Source organism: Brassicibacter thermophilus, assembly GCF_055378355.1.
The window spans coordinates 1190505-1209477 of sequence record NZ_AP042446.1 but is presented as its reverse complement, the minus strand read 5'-3'; the positions used below and the strand labels follow the sequence as shown (position 1 = coordinate 1209477).

The following is an 18973-nucleotide window of genomic DNA, read 5'->3' as shown; positions in this document are numbered from 1 at the left end:
TTTCCCCCTTTTAAATGATACCCTTTTAAATGATAATTCTTAAAATCATCATACTAAATATGCAATAAAAACCGTAGCCAATCCTAAGAAGAAAAAGAAACCAAGTACATCTGTTGCAGTAGTTACAAAAACTCCTGAAGCTAATGCTGGGTCTATTTTTAGCTTTTTTAAGATTACTGGTACTAAAACCCCAAAAAGTGTTGCTATTATCATATTTAGGATCATAGAGCAACCAATAACTATTGATAAAGCTATATTACCTTTCCAAATATAAGAAATACCCCCCATAGCAAGTCCTACAGTTATTCCTATCAATAGCCCTACTCCTACTTCTTTTATCAAAACCTTTTTCGCATTTTCAAAAGTTAATTCTCCTAATGCTATTCCTCTCACTATAAGAGTTAATGTCTGAGTTCCTGCATTTCCACCCATTCCAGCTACAATTGGCATAAAAGCAGCTAATGTAACAGCCTTTGCAATAGTACCTTCAAATAAACTTACCATAAAAGAAGCAAGTATTGCTGTACCAAGATTGAGCATTAACCAAGGAAGCCTCTTTTTTACTGAAATAAGCAACCCATCTTCTACTTTTTCACCTTCTGAAAGCCCTCCAAGTAAATATATGTCCTCTGTACCTTCCTCTTGAACTATAGATATGATATCATCTATAGTTACAATACCTAACATTCTGTCATTGGCATCCACAACAGGTATAGTTAAAAATCCATATTTTTGAAACACCAAAGATACTTCTTCCTGGTCCATATCTACAGGAACACTAACAACATTTTCATTCATCACTTCACGTACCTTAACATCAAAATTACTAGTAACTATATCTCTTAATGAAATTATACCTTTTAATACTTCCTTATCATCTAAGACATATACATAATATGCGGTTTCTGCATCTGGTGCTTCTTTTTGGAGATATTTTAAAGTTTCACCTATGCTCATTGATTCCCTTACTGCAATAAACTCTGTAGCCATGATTCCACCGGCAGTATGTGGATCATATTTTAATAAATCATTTATTTCCTCTAAATCATCTCTATTTACATTACTTAAAAGCTTTTTAGCAGCCATTGGTGGTATTGAACCTAACAAATCTACTAATTCGTCGGAAGCCATTTCATTTATTATTTCATTTTGAACATTTTCAGGAAAAGATTTTAGCAATTCATATTTTTCGTCATCATCTGCTTGTTCAATTATATTAGGTATGATTTTAGAAGGTAATCTTCTCAGTAACTCTATCTTTTGATCTCCAAACAATCTCACTACATCTAAAATATCTTCAGGATGAACATTCTCCAATACATCCTGTATCTCATTTTTCGTGGCATTTAATATAAATTTTCCTAACTCTTCTCCATATAATTCATAACTCATATTTATCCCTCTTCTCCTACATAAACCATATATTTAAAATAATTATTAATTTTCAAATATATAATTATTATCTCATAAATGAAGAGATTCCATAATAATTAATTTTATATATGTATAGCAAAAAGATTATATTTCACAGCTATATCTTAAATTTAAAATTCATATTTCAATAATAATTGTACAATTTTTAACCATTTATGTGCCTGTTAATTAATTTTACATTCGTATAAAAATAGTGTCAAATATATATTTTAAACTTGTAAACTAAAGTAGTATGAATAAATCTCACTTTGTTTAATTTAAAAATATATAGTATAATTATTGTATTAATACAAATATCTGTTGATATTATATGGAGGAATAACATGAATGAAGTAGGACTTTTAAAAATTAATTCTTACGATAAAAATTTAAAAGAAGAAATAAATAAACTTTTATCTCTAATAGGTGGACTTGAATCCTTTATTAAAAGAGGAGATAAAGTACTATTAAAACCAAACTTTATCACAGCGAGATCACCAGAAAATGCTGCTACTACTCATCCAGAATTCATTGCAAGTGTAGCAGAATTACTCATAGACTATGGTTGTAAGGTATCTATAGGTGATAGTCCTGGTTTAGGTAGTGCAAAAGATGTCGCAAAAAAAATAGGTCTTTATGACAGATTGAAAAAATATGATGTGGATATAATTAATTTTGAAAAAAGATTTGCTGTAGATGTAAACAATAAAATCTCAAATCCAAGGTTCAAAAATTTATATTTAGCTGAAGAATTAAAATCTTTTGACAGAATAATAAATTTACCGAAGCTCAAATCCCATGCACAAATGGGTATAACTCTTGCAACAAAAAATTTATATGGTTGTGTAGTTGGAAAAGAAAAAGGTCAGTGGCATTTTGCTGCAGGTAAAGATTTATCAACATTTGCTAGGTTAATTGTAGAAATATGTCTTAATGTAAATGCTGATCTACATATATTAGATGGTATAATTGGCATGGACGGAAATGGTCCTACAAATGGAAATCCTAGAAATTTTAATGTTGCTTTAGCAAGCAATAACCCTATTGCATTAGATAGAGTAGTAGTAGAACTAATAGGAAAAGATATTAATCAATTTCCTATATTTCTTGCTGCAAAGGATTTAGATTTACCGGGCATAGATTTATCACAAATTGATATAAAAGGTAATAGCATAGATGAGTGCAAAATAGATAATTTTCAAATTCCATCACTTATATCAATAAATTTTATTGATAATAAACTTATAAAAAACATCACTTCCAAGCTAATAAATCAAAGACTTCTTGTAGATTATAGCAAATGTATAAACTGCAGAAAATGTGAAAATCAATGCCCAGCAAAAGCTATAACCTATAATGGAAAAATATTCATTGACCATAATAAGTGTATAAGATGCTGCTGCTGTCAAGAAATATGCCCTGTAGGAGCTTTGTCAATAAAAGACCCTGTAACATTAAAATTTCTTAGAAGATTTGGCTTTAGATAATTGAAGAAATTACATAATAAAATATTTCTTAATATAGAATATTTCATTTTACAATTTTTTCACTTATTTTCTATGACATTAAAGTACTGATTTTTAGTTATAACATAAAACACCCCATATATAAGTATATATATCCCATACATTATTATCATAGGTATAGTAAAATCCACATTTCTTATTACTGTTTCTGCTGACTGCATTGCAAAATAACTGTGTATAGTTCCTATTAAAAGTGGCAGCATGAAAACAGGAAATATTTGCTTCCCAATTATTTTTTTCTCTCTATTCTTATCTATACCAATTTTACTTAAAGTGTTAAAATATGGTTTATCGTATTCTGCTTCTGAAAGCTGTTTAAAATATAGAAGGCTTGCAGTAATAAGTAAGAATACAATTCCCATAAATATGCCTATAAACATAACAATACCAAAGTAGCTTAGATTATATGAATATGAATCATAGAAAAATCTCACTTTATCATTAGGTAATACAGTTTTGAACTTTTCTACTAATGCCCTTGATCTAGTAGCTTTAGTATACATAATACCTCTAATAGAAACTGCTTTTCTAAGAACATTATCTTGAGTCAATTTATCATAAACATCATCTGATACCACAATTGTTGCAGATCTACGATTAAAATCAAATCCTGGCTGAACTAAGCAATTGGTTATACTTAATTTAATTCCATTGTCAAAAGTAATCTGATTATTTAACAGTAACCCTTCCTCTGCACCCTTAACAATAAAGCTGCTAATATAAGCGCAGTTTTTATCATCATCTATTTTCACTTGCTCCATATAACTAAACAGTTCCTTTATTAGGCTGTTATAATAGCTTTCAGAAATCACATGGAAATCATCGCCATCTTTATTGAAAACTTCAAAGTTTTCGCCATACATTTCCACATTTTTCTTCTTCATAACTCCACGAGCGGTAAGAATATCAAGATAATAATCTTTTGTAATTTCATGCTGAGAGAAAGAATTAAACACTTCATTTATTGTGTCTTCTTTAATTTCTCCATCATTAATATAATACATATCAAAGATATTATCTTCATAGCCAAACTTCTCTGATGAATAATATATACCATAAGTGCTTGCTACACCAGTCATAGCTACAGCACTTAATACAGCAATAGTCGCCATCATAACAGTATTTGAACGTATTCTATATAAAAACTGCGTCAAAGCAAGCAGATTATTCCCTTTGTAATAATACTTTTTACGTTTCTTGATAATTCTTATTATTATTGGTATACCACTATAGAAAAATAGATATGTTCCTGATATTGTAAGCCCTAGTATTGTAAGGGTATTGCTTGCAACCTTCATAGCATCATCTATTGTAGCAATATAGTAGCCCCATGATATTAAAATAATAGAAATAATAAACAATATATATGAACCCTTTACCTTTTTATCCCCTAATTTTTCAGCTTTAAACAATTCTACAAGTTTTACTTGATATGCTACTCTATATCCATTTAGACCTAGCACTATAAAAGCTGTGAAAAATATCACAATAGTTTGCATCAATGCTTTTAAACTTATCCCAAATTTCACATCTATATTTAACTCTGAATTTACCATGTAAAGTAGCAGCATAGTCATAAGCTTTGAAAACAAAATTCCAAATAACAATCCTATAGCAGTTGAAACACCACCTATTATGAGATTTTCAAGCATTATCAAACGTCCAATTTTATTATAAGGCATACCAAATAGTGCGTAAGTAGCAATCTCTTTTTTCCTGCTTTTTAAGAAGTGTCTGTTTGAATACCATAAGAAAAATACAATAAAAACCAATATAATAACTGCAAAAGCTTTAAGTAATGCAAGTACATTACTATTATTTTTATATGCAGTAATAACTTCTCTAGTATTATAAAGGTTTACAAAAGTAAAATAAGTAAACACAGAAAAAGCTATACTAAACAAGTACATGGCATATTTTTTTAAATTAAATTTAATATTTCTCAGTACTATAGAGGTTACACTCATTACCTTTCACCTCCAAGTACAGTCATCATATCAATAATCTTGTCGAAAAACTCTTTCTCATCTTCTCCTTTCAATAATTCATTAAAAATCTTTCCATCACGTATAAATAAAATCCTATCACAATATGCAGCTGAAAACACATCATGTGTTACCATTAATATAGTTGTTTTATACTGTTTATTTAAAAACTTTAATAAATCTAACAATTCTTTTGAAGATTTTGAATCAAGATTTCCTGTAGGCTCATCAGCTAATACTATCTTAGGATTAGTTATAACAGCTCTAGCTGCTGCTGTTCTTTGCTGCTGTCCTCCTGATATTTCAAATGGGTATTTATCTAATATAGCTTTAATATTCAAATCATCAGCAAGTTTATTTACCTTATCCATCATTACTTTTGTCTCACTATTATTAAGTGCAAGGGGTAAGATAATATTTTCTTTCACTGTTAAAGTATTTAACAAATTATAGTCTTGAAAAATAAATCCTATGTTTTTCCTTCTATACTCTGCAATTTCCTTTTTCTTAAGATTATTAATTTCTTTTCCGTCAACTAAAATATTTCCTGATGAAGGGCTATCAATCGTTCCTAACAGATTTAGTAATGTTGTTTTTCCAGAGCCAGAAGGTCCCATAACTCCTAAAAATTCACCTTCTGAAACTTCAAAGCTAACTCCATTTAAAGCAGGATACTGCACTAGACCCATTTTCGATTTATATATTTTCTTTAACTGTTGAACTTCTAAAATAGTCATTTATATACCTCCTCTAATCTTTATACATATAGATTAAAGGTTTTTTATGCTATCTTCCATAGATTAATCTTTCATCTTAAAATCTAAACTTACATTTTTGTCATATTGATGATATCATAGATAGTATCCGTTTTTTTAAACGTTAATGTAAATGCGGTATATTTATTAAACTCTGATTTAACAGTAAGCTCATGCCCTAACTTATCTGCTAACTTTTTACTTAAATACAATCCATAACCCGTAGACTTATTACCTTCTCTGCCAATATAACCTGTAAAACCTCTATTAAATACTCTTTTTATATCTTCTTTTTTTATACCTATACCATCATCCTCAATAATTAGTGAAACACCACCCTCTACATTTACTCCCTTTATACTTATATTTCCATAATTATCTACATATTTTACTGCATTTGATATAATCTGAGATATAATAAAAGATGACCATTTTTCATCAGTTAACACTGTTTTATCTAAATTACTAAGAGTAAGGTTTATCTTTTTATAACTAAAATACTTAGCATACTGTTTCAGCGATTGAGAAACCATTTTTTCTAATGTAACATCTCTTACTACATAATCCTTTGAAAAATCATTAATCCTTATATAATACATAACCTTATCTAAATCCATTTCTATTTTTGTAATTTCCTCTTCTATACTTTTAATAAATTCATCTTCAAACTCATCATAATTACTTTCAAGTTGAAGTTTAATTACTGATATTGGAACTTTTATATTGTGAATCCATGAAGTAATAAAATCTATTTCGTCTTGCTTTTCATTTTTTATCTTTTCTATAAGGCTGTCATAACTAACTTGCAATTTCCTTAATGCCTCTATGTACTCATTTTCTATTAACGAAGAAGGTTTATAATTGTCATATACTGGCTGGTTTTGTTCTATAAAGTTTTTTATATTTTTAAACCTAATTTTTTGAATAATATAATCTATTGTAAGATAAATAGCAAAAAAAAACATCATAACAGTAAAGAGATATTTTATATTTGACTCTCTCATTCTGCTATCAGCATCTAAAACTACTATGCTCACTATAAAAATAATATTAATTAAATAAAATAATAGAAATAATACTCTTTCCTTTAAATACTTAAAAAAATTCATTTTAACTTGTAACCCTCACTTTTAATAGTTTCGATAACATCTTTTAATCCGATTTGTGATAATTTCTTCCTTAAACGATTTACATTAACTGTAAGAGTATTATCATCAACAAAATTCTCATCATCCCACAAAGATTGCATTATCCTATCCCTTTTTACAACTTTCCCTCCATTTTTCATAAGTAGGGATAAAATTTTATTTTCATTTGGTGATAAGGGATATTTATTATTTTTATAATACAACGCACATTCCTCTAAATTTAAAATCATGTCTTTATGTTGGATTAGATTTAAGTTTTCATCTCTATATGCATATGTTCTCCTAAGTATTGCTTGGATTTTTGCTGTAAGAAAATCTATTGAAAAAGGCTTCTGAATATAATCATCTCCTCCTAAAGTTATACCCATTATCTTATCCATATCAGTATCTCTTGAAGAAATAAATATTATCGGTATTGTAGAAATATTTCTTATTTTATTACACCAATAAAATCCATCATAAAATGGAAGATTTATATCTAAAAGTACAAGGTGAGGCATATATTCAGTAAATTCTTTGAGAATGTCCTTAAAATCATAAACCTGTTTTACATCATAAGACCATTTTTTTAAAGATTCCTTAATTAATTTACACATTTTTATATCATCTTCAATGATAAATATTTTGTACATATATCTCATCCTTTCTTTATACCAAAACCTGTTGAAGTTTATTATAAAATTTCAATAATATATAACTAATTCCTTCTTTTTTATTTATTAAGGAAATTGCATAATAAAATATTCCTTAAATGTTGCAAGTTTAAATTTTCATACGACTTTTTTTGGACTTTTTTCCTTATAAATTTAATTAAAAGTCCAAAAAACCGAAGTTAGAAAATTTATAATTTGCAACATTTTGACCTTAAAGTAATTATGCAAGTTCATCATCTATTTATCATAAACTAATTAAAGGAATATTTATTTTAGTATCTAATTTATTATAAAATCCAAATCTATATTTTAAAGGAGTGGTAAGATTGGTAAGAGGTAATTGGGTATGCCCAAAATGTTCAAATACTACTTATGAAACTGACCAATTTCAAGCAACAGGTGGCACTCTTTCAAAATTGTTTGACGTTCAAAATAAGAAATTTACAACAATAACTTGCACTAATTGTAAATACACAGAAATATATAAAGCATCTACAAGCGAACTGAGCAACATATTTGACTTTTTCTTTGGAGGTTAAAGGTATATTCTTTATTTCTGCTTTTGTAGTAGTACAAAACAGCTCTGTTGTGATTTTTATTCTAACAGATATGATACTTTTCAAGTAGATAATCTAATTAATTAAAATAAAATTATCTACTTGGATGTATTTTTTTAGTTAGAAATACAGTATTCTTAAAGTCCAATATCTTATTTGCTTGTATTCCATATAGCCATTATTTTCAATAAGAAATGACTAGGCTTAGTACATATTCTAAAAAGTTAATAGTTTTTCATGAAAAACTATTAACTTTTACTAGCTAATTTTGTGTTCTAACCTTCAAACAAAGTACCTATCTCCTCATTTACGTAAGGGAATATTTCAAACCTGAGCCCTTTCGTTTATATTTGCAAAAACAAAGCTAGTGAGACTTAAATCTCACTAGCTTAATAATATTTCTTTAATATCTTCTTTTCCCGGAAAATAATATATTACTGTTTTAATAATGTTTTCACTCTTTAAAAAGCTAAATTTGTTCGGAATTAAAATTAAATATTTATTTTCATCGTCTAAATACATATCAAAATTTTCATTAGTAAAAACTAATCTATACTGACCTTGAATTTCTTCTTTTATATTTTCATGAAATAATTGTATTTTTTCTTTGGATAGAAAAGTATAATATTTAACATGTGGTTTTATTGATATATCGTAATCAGCAATAAAACTTTTTTTAGGAATACGCATAGTCACAGTATAATCATTAATTTTATAATTAATTGCTGAATTAAATGTTTCTTTTAAATAGTTAAAAAAAACAAATTTTTGCTCATTTTTTATAAATGTTATTGCAAATATTATTATAATCAATAGAATAATGATTATTTTTTTATATTTCATACTATCAACACCTTAATTATTTTTTATAAATATACTTATACCTAAATCTATTTATTACCACATTGCATAAAACTTTACTTTATACTTTGATTTATTATAGTTTTCTAGTGCACTGGTTAAATTTGCATCTTTACGATCTTTGTAGTGTGCTGTATATAGAAAATCATCATCATCTATTTTAGTAATTAACATTGTATGATATCCATAAAAATTAATTATAGCTCTTTTTGTTATTTGAACTACATCTCCAGTCGCATAACCTGAAATAGATTTATCACTTAGATTTAAATAATCAGACACTTTATACGTTTTTGTTTTTAAAGCTTTGTCTGACCAATAATTCCCAAACTCTTTTGCACTAATCCATGGACTAGGATCTGCTAAATCCCATGATTCATTTAACTCATCATTTGAAGTAGGTTCTGGATTATCATCGTTTAATTTCTTTATATACCATGTGTCATCCATTTTCTTCCCACCTTTATATATACACTGTGAAACAAAATTAGTACAATCACCTCCAATTCCATTTAAATTTGGATACTCAGATAGATTATAATTTTTATAATATTTATGTGCATAATTTTTGGCTTCAGTAGGATTATATGATTCTTTTCGTTTAACATTTATATCCAAATTGTCTTTTCTGCTCTCAACAAAATCACGTATACTATAATCCTCAACACCTTCTGAATAACCTATCAAATAACCATTTAGAAATTGTCTTTGTCCCTTAGATAATTCATCATAAATTTTCATTGCTTGATTAACAAACAACGATCTATCATTTGCATCCTCAGATACAGCAAGAACTAAATAGTAATTTTTTGTTCCAGATACCTTATCTACTAAATTACCAACTTGTTTTTCGTACTCCATTATTTCTTTTAACCATATTCATCATAGTTTAAGGTATTGCCATTAAAAGTTTCTGTTGGTATATTATGCTGGTTATTGTCCGCAAACCCTGTAGTTGCTAACCCTAATAACATGATGGCTACAAAAAATAATGTAATTGATTTTTTCATAATTAACCCCCCATTAATTTTTAGGTGTTCTCAAAAACATTAACCTAATCTTTGACTCAACCTTTTTATTTTATTAAGACAACTACTTCTTCTAAAGATAAGTCTGCAAAAAAACCGTTTTCAAACACTAGCTTATCCTAAACTTTGATTCCATACTTATCACATCTTATTGGTTTAATACTATTATTTGCTTTAGTAATAATATTTTCTTGTACTGCAAAATATTGTCTATGCATAGTATAACACATCTGTTTCTTTTTTTCAAATTTATAATAAAATAAGATACTGTCAAGTAAAAGTTGGCAAAATTATTATTTTTAAATTTAATCATCCAATTTTGCTGTTTTAATTATGTTTTTATGCCCGATAGGGCAAGAGTATTCTATTTATACTTTCTACAATTTTAAAAATAAATTTACATATACTTTACAATGATTTCAAAATTGTTATTCTATAATACTAGACTTATGATTATAGAATAACAATAAGTCTGAGAGCCCTATTTTTAGGTCTAATTCTATTTATTCATCAGTATTAATGCTCTATTATGTTGTATTTTTTTAGGCTTATATTAGAGCATAGGTATCGTATGTTAGCTTATTCTTTTAAGTTATATAATATATTAGATATTAAAAACTTAGGTTCATTTGACTTGCACATTTGCAACCTAACATGTCCTTTATGGCTTTTCTTCCGTTAGTTACTGAACATTGACTAAATGGCATGCTTGCTCTTTTGTGTTTGTATATCTTGCTTTTCTTTGGCTTTTTATTTACTTCTGCTGCTGTTAATCCTACTTTTTCTATTATTTCTTCAAGCTTTTCTTCTTTTATTTCTTTGTTCAGTAGTGATTTTATTGTTGTTGCTAATTCTTTGCTTGCTTTTTCTGCTAGTATCTTGGCTAAGTTACTGGCTCCTTGTATTGACCAACTTGTTTTATTCCCTTTCATCCTTTGTGCTAATATATCACATATGCTATGTTCCATTGTTCCTAGATTTCTATATTTAATTCCTTCTGGTGGTTGCGGCATATTTATGTCTGGGCGAAGTTTGTAGAGCACTATCCCTTCTTTGTTGTTTACTAGGTAATTATATAGTGCCTGTAATTTCTTCATTTTCTTTTGATTATCATTGTTTTCTATCATTAGTTTTGTTATCATTTCTAATCCTTCTTCTATGTTACCATTGCTTAGTTTCTTTATTATTTCTTTTGCCTTTTTCTTATCTTCTATGTTCTTAAGTACTGCTTGATTTCTATGAAATGGATCTAATTGAAAGTGTGAATTGTCTTCTTTTATAACTTCTTTTATCCAGTTTGCTCCATCTCCATTTACTATTTTTGTTTCTATTTCGTCAGTATTATATTGTTTCGCTATTTTGGCTTGTCTTAGTTTTCTAAATTCTTTACTACTTCCAAAGCTTGCATATGCTTTTTTGTTCTTTAGTACATATCTATCTTTTTTCTCATGCTTCTTCTCCCAGCCTTCATAAAAAATTCCTAATTTTAGTTCTTTTTTCTCTTTTCCCTTAGTCTTTTTATCTTTACCTTGGATATTTATCCACACTCCATCCATTTCTTCAAACAATATTTTTGTTTCTTTTTTGCCTTGTAATTTTTCTTCGTTGTTTAATTTTATTTCGTGTTTTTCTTTTTGTTTTAGTTGTTCTCCTAAGTTTTGTATTATGTTCCAAGCTGCTGAATGACTTATACTTTGGTTTGTCATTTCTGTTATTTTATTTGCTGTTTTTCTATATGATTCATCTGTTGCTAGATCTACTATTTTTTCTACTAGATTTGTAGATATATGTCCTATGGTTTCCATTTTTAAGTATTCATCTAAAAGGCATTTGTAACCTCTTTTACCCTCTTGTGTAGTATATTGATATATTCTACGTTTATATTCAATTTCGCCCATTATTGTTTTTATGGTAGTTTTCTTTAATCCTTTATTTCTATATTCTTCTTTATCTCTTTCTTTCATTAATTTATTATCTAATTTTTCTAATAGCTCTACGAGCATTTCACATGCCTGTCGGCATACAAGCTTATATATAATTTTCTCTAAGTTCTTGAAATTAATTTCTTTTTCATCTAAACTTATATTATACATGTAATCATCCCTTTTATAGTTTTCTTATTAATTACTATTATATTGGATGATTCATATATGTTAAAGGTGCTTTCGGGCATCTTTTTCATTTTTGTTGTTTTTGCCTACTAAAATTATACTCTAAGATAAAATAAAGAGTCCATCAATTAAAGGACTCTATAATTCTATAATTTCTTATATAGTTTAAAGGGTATTTTTGTTATACCTATTCTAAAAAGTTAATAGTTTTTCATGAAAAACTATTAACTTTTACTAACTAATTTTGTGCTATGCCGTTCAAACATAGTACCTATCCCCTTATTTGCGTAAGGGAATATTTCAAGCCTGACCCCTTTTTTCTTTTGTTTTTTTAATCTTTCTAAATCCAATTAACTCATCCTTCTTCCTAAACAATTTTCCTACTGCCCGGCTTTATATATGGAATACCTTCTTTACAAAGAGGACATTCTTCTTTTGTATATGTATCTATCTTTAGCTTAGTGGCACTATATACAGGATATCCTAAATCTTTTTCACTTCTATCCACTATACATGCTATACCTTCAACTATTCCTCCTAAGTCCTCTATAACTTTAGCAACTTCTAAGGAAGATTTACCTGTAGTTACTACATCTTCCCCAATCAATACTTTTTGACCTTTTTCTATAGTAAATCCTCTTCTAAATGTCATGATACCCTCTTCTCTTTCTGCAAATATAGCAGGCAAACCTAACTGTCTTCCAAGCTCATAAGCTACTACTATTCCTCCCATTGCTGGTCCTACTACTATGTCAAATTTTTTATCCTTTAACTTTTCCACAGTAATATTAAGAACCTTTTCTGCCTTTTCAGGATATTGCAAAAGTTTAGCGCACTGCACATATCTATTGCTATGTCTTCCAGATGATAATAAAAAATGTCCTTCTAAAAAAGCTCCTGTTTCTTTTAATAAATCTATAACCATAATTTACCTCCTTATTATTCCTTTAATCTCTTCTATATTTTTTATCCCTTCTCTTTTCATAAAATCTTCTATGCCCTCAATAATATCAACCATTATATTAGGTTTAATAAAATTGCCACTTCCAACTTGAACTGCAGTAGCTCCTGCCATGATAAACTCTATAGCATCTTGCCATGATGTTATCCCACCTATACCTATAATAGGAATATTGACTGCACCTGATACCTCATAAACCATCCTCAATGCAATTGGCTTTATAGCAGGACCAGATAGTCCTGCTGTAATATTATTAAACACAGGTTTCTTCTTATTTATATCAATAGCCATAGCCTTAAAAGTATTTACTAGAGACAATCCATCTGCTCCAGCTTTTTCACATTCTACTGCCATATCAACTATATTTTCAGCATTGGGAGAAAGTTTTACAATCACAGGTTTATTAGTTGCCCTTTTTACCTGTGAAACTACTTCCCTTGCCATATCAGATTTTATACCAAAAGCCATTCCTCCATGCTTAACATTTGGACAAGATATATTTAGCTCAATAAGAGGAATTTGGGTATCATTTAGCATTTTAATACCTTCAATGTATTCCTCTATAGTTCCACCACCTAAATTTGCTATAGTCACAGTATCAAGTTCCATCATTCTTTGAAGTTCATTTTCTATGAAACTCTGTATCCCTGGGTTTTGCAACCCTATACTATTCATCAAGCCTCCAGTAGTTTCATAAATCCTTATTCCTTTATTACCTTCCTTTTTATTTAACGTAAGTCCTTTTGTGCATATACCGCCTAATTTATTTATATCAAAATATGGTGAAAATTCTTCTCCAAATCCAAAAGTACCAGAAGCTGCAATCACAGGGTTTTTAAATGCAACTCCACATATCTCTACACTGCTAATCATCAAATATCACTTCCCTGCCTAAAAATACTGGACCTTCCTTGCATATCCTTTTGTTGCCATTTTTTGTATTGCAAGTACATCCTAAACATGCACCAACACCACAAGCCATATGATTTTCCATAGAAATGTATGCTGATATATCACAATTACTACATTCTTCTACTACCTTTTTCATCATGATTTCCGGACCACAAGATAAAACTATGTCATATTTTCTGGGATTAAATATTTCTACAATATAGCCCTTATGCCCATATATGCCATTATCAGTCGAAATATATATATTATCTGTATATTTTTGTAACTCATCAATAATATATGGCTTATCTCTAAACCCACAATAAAAATCAATATTGCATACTTTTAAGGATTTTACTAAATAATACATTGGTGCTATACCTATGCCTCCTGATACTATAGCAACTCTTCCTTTTATATTTTTTATATTAAATCCATTTCCAAGAGGTCCTAGCAATTCTATAAAATCACCTTTTTTTAGCCTACTTAATATTTTAGTTCCCTTTCCTCTTACTTCATATAGAAAAGAAAGTTTATCATAGGTTAAATCATGTATACTAATAGGTCTAGATAAAAAAGGTTCTATATTCCATGATCTAGTCATATAAAATTGACCTGGCTTTCCTTTATGATTTCCCTCTACTGTTAATTTGAAAATATTTTCTGCTATTTGCCTATTCTCATATATCTTTGCTCTGACATATTTACTATTCATTCTCTAAAGCCTCCCTCATATTCTGAACAGCTTTTCTAGCATATATATCAAAGTTTTCTTCGCCGTCTTCAAAGTTTTTATAAGCTAAAAGTATTCCTCTTGATGAGTTCACTACCCCACCATTTCCATCATTGAGATATCTTCTTACGTCTTTAGCAGTACCTCCTTGTGCTCCATATCCTGGTATGAGAAAAAACATATTGTTTAGTTTTTTCCTTAGGCTTTGGTCTTCAAATGTTGCTCCTACTACTCCTCCAATACTACTATATCCACAATTTCCTAAATATCGTTGAGCTACATTATTTACCTTCTCAGACACCTCATGGTAAAGCCTTTTTTCTTCTTTATTTTCATAGTATTGAAAATCTTGTGCCCCTCTATTAGAAGTTCTTAATAAAACAAAAACTCCTTTATCTTTTTTCTCTACATATGGAAGATAAGGTTCTAATGTATCTATTCCCATATAAGGATTTAAAGTAATAAAATCACTTTCAAAATCTCCTGTAAAATGTGCCTTTGCATACATCTCTGCAGTTTTAGAAATATCCCCTCTTTTTATATCTGCAATTATTATCATATTTTTTTTCCTTAAATAATCTAAAGTCATTTTGTATGCGGCAAGTCCTTTTAATCCATAAGCTTCATAATAAGCAATTTGAACTTTAAAGCATGATACGATATCACATGTAGCATCTATGATTTTCTTATTAAAATGAAATATAGCATCTTCTATATTTTCAAATTTCTTTCTAAAATCTACAGGAATATAATCTAGTGAAGTATCAAGACCAACGCATACATTTCCTACTTTTTTTACCCTCTCATAAAGTTTATCTATTATCATCAGTCAAATTCTCCTCTCCGTATACTATTTTTCCTGCCTTTATAGTACATATTACTTTACCCCAAAACTCCATACCATTAAATGGTGTATTCTTCCCTTTAGAATAAAATTTTTCTGAATCTATACTAACTTTACTATCTAAGTCAACAAGAACTAAATCCCCGTCATACCCTTCATTTATCCTTCCTTTATTTAATCCCATAATCTTCCCAGGATTTAATGACATAAGTTGAGATAACTTATTTAATGATATGTTTTTGTTTTTAACTAATGAAGTATAGCAAACTGAAAAAGCTGTTTCTAACCCAGATATACCTGGTGCTCCTTTTGCTTTATCTTCTTTGGTATGAGGAGCATGGTCAGTAGCTATAACATCTACCCAACCTTCTTTAATAGCATTTATGAGAAATTCTACATCTTCTTTATCGCGAATAGGAGGATTAACCTTATATCCTATATTATTGACCACTGCTATATGATGAGGAGTTACCTCACATGTAATGTTAAATCCTTGTTTTTTACCGTTTATTATCTCTTTCATTGATCCTTTTGTACTAACATGTGCAAGGTGAAGATGTGTTTTCGTATATCCTGCAAGAATTATATCTCTCGCTGTCATAACATCCTCTGAAAGTCTTGTACTATACTTAACTAGATCTTCATCTTCAGCATGAGAGACAACACATATATTCTTTTTCTTAGCTTTATTCATTGCATTATACATTACAACACTATTTTGAACTCCTTTACCATCATCAGAAATAAACTTTACTCTAGAATCTAATTTGTCTAAGTGGCTTATGTCATTTCCATCAAAATTATTTGTAATAGAAACAGTTTGGTGGATATCTACTAAATTAATTTTTTTAGCTTTTTGTAATACATAATCTACTGTATTCATACTGCTACATATAGGTTTAGTATTAGCCATAAGATTTACTGCAGTATAACCTCCCTTTATAGCAGCAAGACTTCCACTAAGCAAATCTTCCTTATAGGTAAATCCAGGGTCTCTAAAATGGCAGTGCATATCTATAAATGAGGGAAGAAGCGTATACTTCTTCCCTTGTATTGTATTGCATTTTTTGTCTATTATTTCACCTATCTCTCCTATCTTTCCGTCTTTTATATATACATCACCTTTGAAATCTAAAAAAGCATCTACAATCCTTACATTCTTTATTAGTAACTCCATTTTATACCTCCGCCAAAGTATATACTTCATCACAATATTGGCATCTGTATTGACCTTTTTCAGGATCTACGAGTAAAAATATATGGTCAATATCTCTTTCAATAGAAGTAACACATCTAGGATTTTTGCATTTAATGATGTTTTCAACTCTTACTGGTAACTCTGGCTTGATTTTTTCCTTTATCCTTTCTCCTTCAATGATATTTATAGTAATATTTGGATCTATTAATCCTAAAGCTGTAAAATCTATATCTATAATATTATCAATCTTTATTATATCCTTTCTTCCAGTTTTGCAACTAGGAGCATTTTTAATAAGAGCGACACAAAAATCTGCTTTATCTAAACCTAAATAATTGAAAATCTTTATTCCGTGTCCTGCTTTGATATGGTCAATTACAATTCCTTTTTCAATGCTATTTATTTTGATCATATTATTCCACCCCCAATAATTTCATTATTAAAGCCATTCTAACAAACATTCCGTACTTTGCTTGTTTAAAATAAAATGCTCTTGGATCACTGTCTACTTCAGTGGCTATTTCATTAACTCTTGGAAGAGGATGTAATATATGCATATCACTTTTTGCTTTTTGCAGTTTATTCCTATCAAGAATATAGCTATCTTTAAGTCTTACATAGTCTTCTTCATTGAAAAACCTCTCTCTTTGGACTCTAGTCATATATAAAATATCAAGCTTATCAATAACATCCTCCATTTTTTCTACTTCTAGGTATTCAATATTGTGTTTTTCAATAACTTCTTTTCTAATATAATTTGGGATTTTTAACTCTTCAGGTGAGATAAGTATGAATTTTACGTTCTGATAACGTGACATTGCTTTAATAAGAGAATGGACTGTTCTTCCGAATTTAAGGTCTCCACAAAGACCTATAGTTAAATCTGAAAAATGCCCTTTTGCACATTTAATCGTAAGAAGATCAGTTAATGTTTGAGTTGGGTGCTGATGTCCACCATCCCCAGCATTAATTACTGGAATATTCGAATGCATAGAAGCAACTCTCGGTGCTCCCTCCTTTGGATGTCTCAAGACTGCTATATCTGCATAACAGCCTACAGTTCTTATAGTGTCAGCTATGCTTTCTCCCTTTGCAACTGAACTTGAACTAGCTTCAGAAAATCCTATTATTTTTCCACCTAGTCTTAACATAGCTGCTTCAAAGCTTAGTCTAGTTCTAGTACTAGGTTCATAAAATAAGGTTGCTAAAATTTTGTTTTCACAAGCGTGGGAATATTGTTCAGGATTTTTAATAATTAATTGTGCTAAATCAAAAATTTCTTCTAATTCCTGAATCGTAAAATCGCTTGGTTCAAGTAAATGTCTTCCTTTTAACATGTACATTCCTCCTTTTTAGTCTCACAGAACTATTTTAAAGGCGATTTTTTGTATAAAAAAACCTTCCATTTTATGGGAAGGTAAAATTGCACATATTCCTAATATAAATATACATATCAATTTTCCTTCCCGGCCTCTCTGGACCAGATTAAAGGCTCTTTATGTATATTAACATAGCATTTTTTAAAAGTCAATAAAAATTAATTAGGCCAATTAATCTTTATATATTTTAAAATCCAAACATCAATTTAAAAATAAACTATTCTAACTAGAAAAAGGCTCTCATTTAAACTGAACTATAGTTCTATTACTTACTTCATAAGTATTAATCCATCAACTTTTATTTCTTTCTTCCATAAAAATCTAGTAAGTCTAATTTTCAATATGTCTTTTTTGGCTCTCATATCAACATCCAAGTAGATTTTTATGCCATCGATTTCATATTTATTATATTTCCTATTATCTTTTGGTGGCCCCATCCTAACTGATGGTTCATAGAAAGTCGTTCACCCACATCCAGCTTTTACAGCCTCCAAACTTATAGAATTATCCTGTGAATTTTTCTCTATAAACTCCTTTGCATCTTTTTCAATGATAATTTTCATCAACGACCCTCCTTATACTTTACTTTTTTATATTATACCATATATGGGTATATATTTTATAGTCTGCAACGATATTACTTTCTAATATACTTGACAAATAAAATTTTTTTATTAAAATTAGAAATAGAAACTACTAGAATAAACTCTTTTCCATGTAAAATTCAAATAAAAAATAAATCTAAATCATTAAAAACATTTATTTATAACTGCTTAATAAAGTATTAAAATTAATTATTGTAATTTTTGCAAGTAACCTCTTGCTTCTTTACAATAACTCTTTCACTTTTAAAAATTTCTTTTAATATCCTTGTTTTTCATTAATATTTTTTAATTTAATAAAAAATATAAAGGCAAGATATTTATAGTG

General features: G+C 28.7%; 18 protein-coding genes and 1 pseudogene. 2 read left to right on the top strand and 17 right to left on the bottom strand.

All coding sequences use genetic code 11. The features are described 5' to 3' along the window. Nucleotides 1-48 precede the first annotated feature (48 nt). Entirely contained in the window at nt 49-1392 is a 1344-nt protein-coding gene (mgtE, locus tag ACZ41D_RS05675; protein WP_464152954.1) for a magnesium transporter, read from the bottom strand. Between the two features lie 365 nt (nt 1393-1757). Between mgtE and ACZ41D_RS05670 the strand changes: the two genes are divergently transcribed. Next, nucleotides 1758-2900, top strand: a complete 1143-nt coding sequence (locus ACZ41D_RS05670) for a DUF362 domain-containing protein (protein WP_464152953.1) — start codon at nt 1758-1760, stop codon at nt 2898-2900. Nucleotides 2901-2959: 59 nt separating this feature from the next. On the opposite strand, the gene ACZ41D_RS05665 is transcribed toward ACZ41D_RS05670, so the two are convergent. From ACZ41D_RS05665 to ACZ41D_RS05650, 4 genes are all read right to left on the bottom strand, one after another. Continuing rightward, on the bottom strand, nt 2960-4906 hold the full coding sequence (locus tag ACZ41D_RS05665) for an FtsX-like permease family protein (protein ID WP_464152952.1): 1947 nt from the start codon (nt 4904-4906) through the stop codon (nt 2960-2962). After that, nucleotides 4906-5661, bottom strand: a complete 756-nt coding sequence (locus ACZ41D_RS05660) for an ABC transporter ATP-binding protein (RefSeq protein WP_464152951.1) — start codon at nt 5659-5661, stop codon at nt 4906-4908. The genes ACZ41D_RS05665 and ACZ41D_RS05660 overlap by 1 nt, the downstream gene beginning before the upstream one ends. Before the next feature lie 89 nt (nt 5662-5750). Continuing rightward, on the bottom strand, nt 5751-6788 hold the full coding sequence (locus tag ACZ41D_RS05655; RefSeq protein WP_464152950.1) for a sensor histidine kinase: 1038 nt from the start codon (nt 6786-6788) through the stop codon (nt 5751-5753). Continuing rightward, on the bottom strand, nt 6785-7459 hold the full coding sequence (locus tag ACZ41D_RS05650) for a response regulator transcription factor (protein WP_464152949.1): 675 nt from the start codon (nt 7457-7459) through the stop codon (nt 6785-6787). Before ACZ41D_RS05650 ends, ACZ41D_RS05655 begins: the two co-directional genes overlap by 4 nt. 347 nt (nt 7460-7806) lie before the next feature. Here ACZ41D_RS05650 and ACZ41D_RS05645 point away from each other — a divergent pair, with 347 nt between their 5' ends. Further along, the gene (locus tag ACZ41D_RS05645) at nt 7807-8019 is read left to right on the top strand and encodes a zinc ribbon domain-containing protein (RefSeq protein ID WP_464152948.1); all 213 of its coding nucleotides are present in this window, start codon (nt 7807-7809) and stop codon (nt 8017-8019) included. 402 nt (nt 8020-8421) lie between these two features. Here the strand turns inward: ACZ41D_RS05645 and ACZ41D_RS05640 are convergent, their stop codons facing one another. The 12 genes and pseudogenes from ACZ41D_RS05640 to ACZ41D_RS05585 form a co-directional block, all read right to left on the bottom strand. Further along, nucleotides 8422-8880, bottom strand: coding sequence for a hypothetical protein (locus ACZ41D_RS05640; RefSeq protein WP_464152947.1), 459 nt, complete (start codon nt 8878-8880; stop codon nt 8422-8424). A gap of 54 nt (nt 8881-8934) precedes the next feature. Next, nucleotides 8935-9759 carry an amidase domain-containing protein gene (locus tag ACZ41D_RS05635; protein ID WP_464152946.1) on the bottom strand — a complete coding sequence of 275 codons (825 nt, stop codon included), beginning with the start codon at nt 9757-9759 and terminating at the stop codon, nt 8935-8937. A gap of 8 nt (nt 9760-9767) precedes the next feature. Continuing rightward, entirely contained in the window at nt 9768-9908 is a 141-nt protein-coding gene (locus tag ACZ41D_RS05630; protein ID WP_464152945.1) for a hypothetical protein, read from the bottom strand. Nucleotides 9909-10537: 629 nt separating this feature from the next. Then, nucleotides 10538-12019 carry an ISLre2 family transposase gene (locus tag ACZ41D_RS05625; protein ID WP_464150702.1) on the bottom strand — a complete coding sequence of 494 codons (1482 nt, stop codon included), beginning with the start codon at nt 12017-12019 and terminating at the stop codon, nt 10538-10540. A 385-nt stretch (nt 12020-12404) separates the two neighbouring features. Continuing rightward, nucleotides 12405-12962 carry an orotate phosphoribosyltransferase gene (gene pyrE, locus ACZ41D_RS05620; RefSeq protein WP_464152944.1) on the bottom strand — a complete coding sequence of 186 codons (558 nt, stop codon included), beginning with the start codon at nt 12960-12962 and terminating at the stop codon, nt 12405-12407. Nucleotides 12963-12965: 3 nt separating this feature from the next. Beyond that, nucleotides 12966-13871, bottom strand: coding sequence for a dihydroorotate dehydrogenase (locus ACZ41D_RS05615; protein WP_464153120.1), 906 nt, complete (start codon nt 13869-13871; stop codon nt 12966-12968). After that, nucleotides 13864-14604 carry a dihydroorotate dehydrogenase electron transfer subunit gene (locus tag ACZ41D_RS05610; RefSeq protein WP_464152943.1) on the bottom strand — a complete coding sequence of 247 codons (741 nt, stop codon included), beginning with the start codon at nt 14602-14604 and terminating at the stop codon, nt 13864-13866. The genes ACZ41D_RS05615 and ACZ41D_RS05610 overlap by 8 nt, the downstream gene beginning before the upstream one ends. Next, a complete protein-coding gene (gene pyrF, locus ACZ41D_RS05605; protein ID WP_464152942.1) occupies nt 14597-15448 on the bottom strand; it encodes an orotidine-5'-phosphate decarboxylase in 852 nt (283 codons plus the stop codon). Before pyrF ends, ACZ41D_RS05610 begins: the two co-directional genes overlap by 8 nt. Then, the gene (locus ACZ41D_RS05600) at nt 15435-16643 is read right to left on the bottom strand and encodes a dihydroorotase (protein ID WP_464152941.1); all 1209 of its coding nucleotides are present in this window, start codon (nt 16641-16643) and stop codon (nt 15435-15437) included. The genes pyrF and ACZ41D_RS05600 overlap by 14 nt, the downstream gene beginning before the upstream one ends. 1 nt (nt 16644) lies before the next feature. Next, nucleotides 16645-17076 (bottom strand): aspartate carbamoyltransferase regulatory subunit, encoded by a 432-nt coding sequence (locus ACZ41D_RS05595; RefSeq protein ID WP_464152940.1) that lies wholly within the window; start codon nt 17074-17076, stop codon nt 16645-16647. Between the two features lies 1 nt (nt 17077). Next, entirely contained in the window at nt 17078-18001 is a 924-nt protein-coding gene (gene pyrB, locus ACZ41D_RS05590) for an aspartate carbamoyltransferase (protein ID WP_464152939.1), read from the bottom strand. A gap of 311 nt (nt 18002-18312) precedes the next feature. After that, a pseudogene (locus tag ACZ41D_RS05585) lies at nt 18313-18486 on the bottom strand (CC/Se motif family (seleno)protein); the annotation flags it as partial. Between the last annotated feature and the right edge of the window lie 487 nt (nt 18487-18973).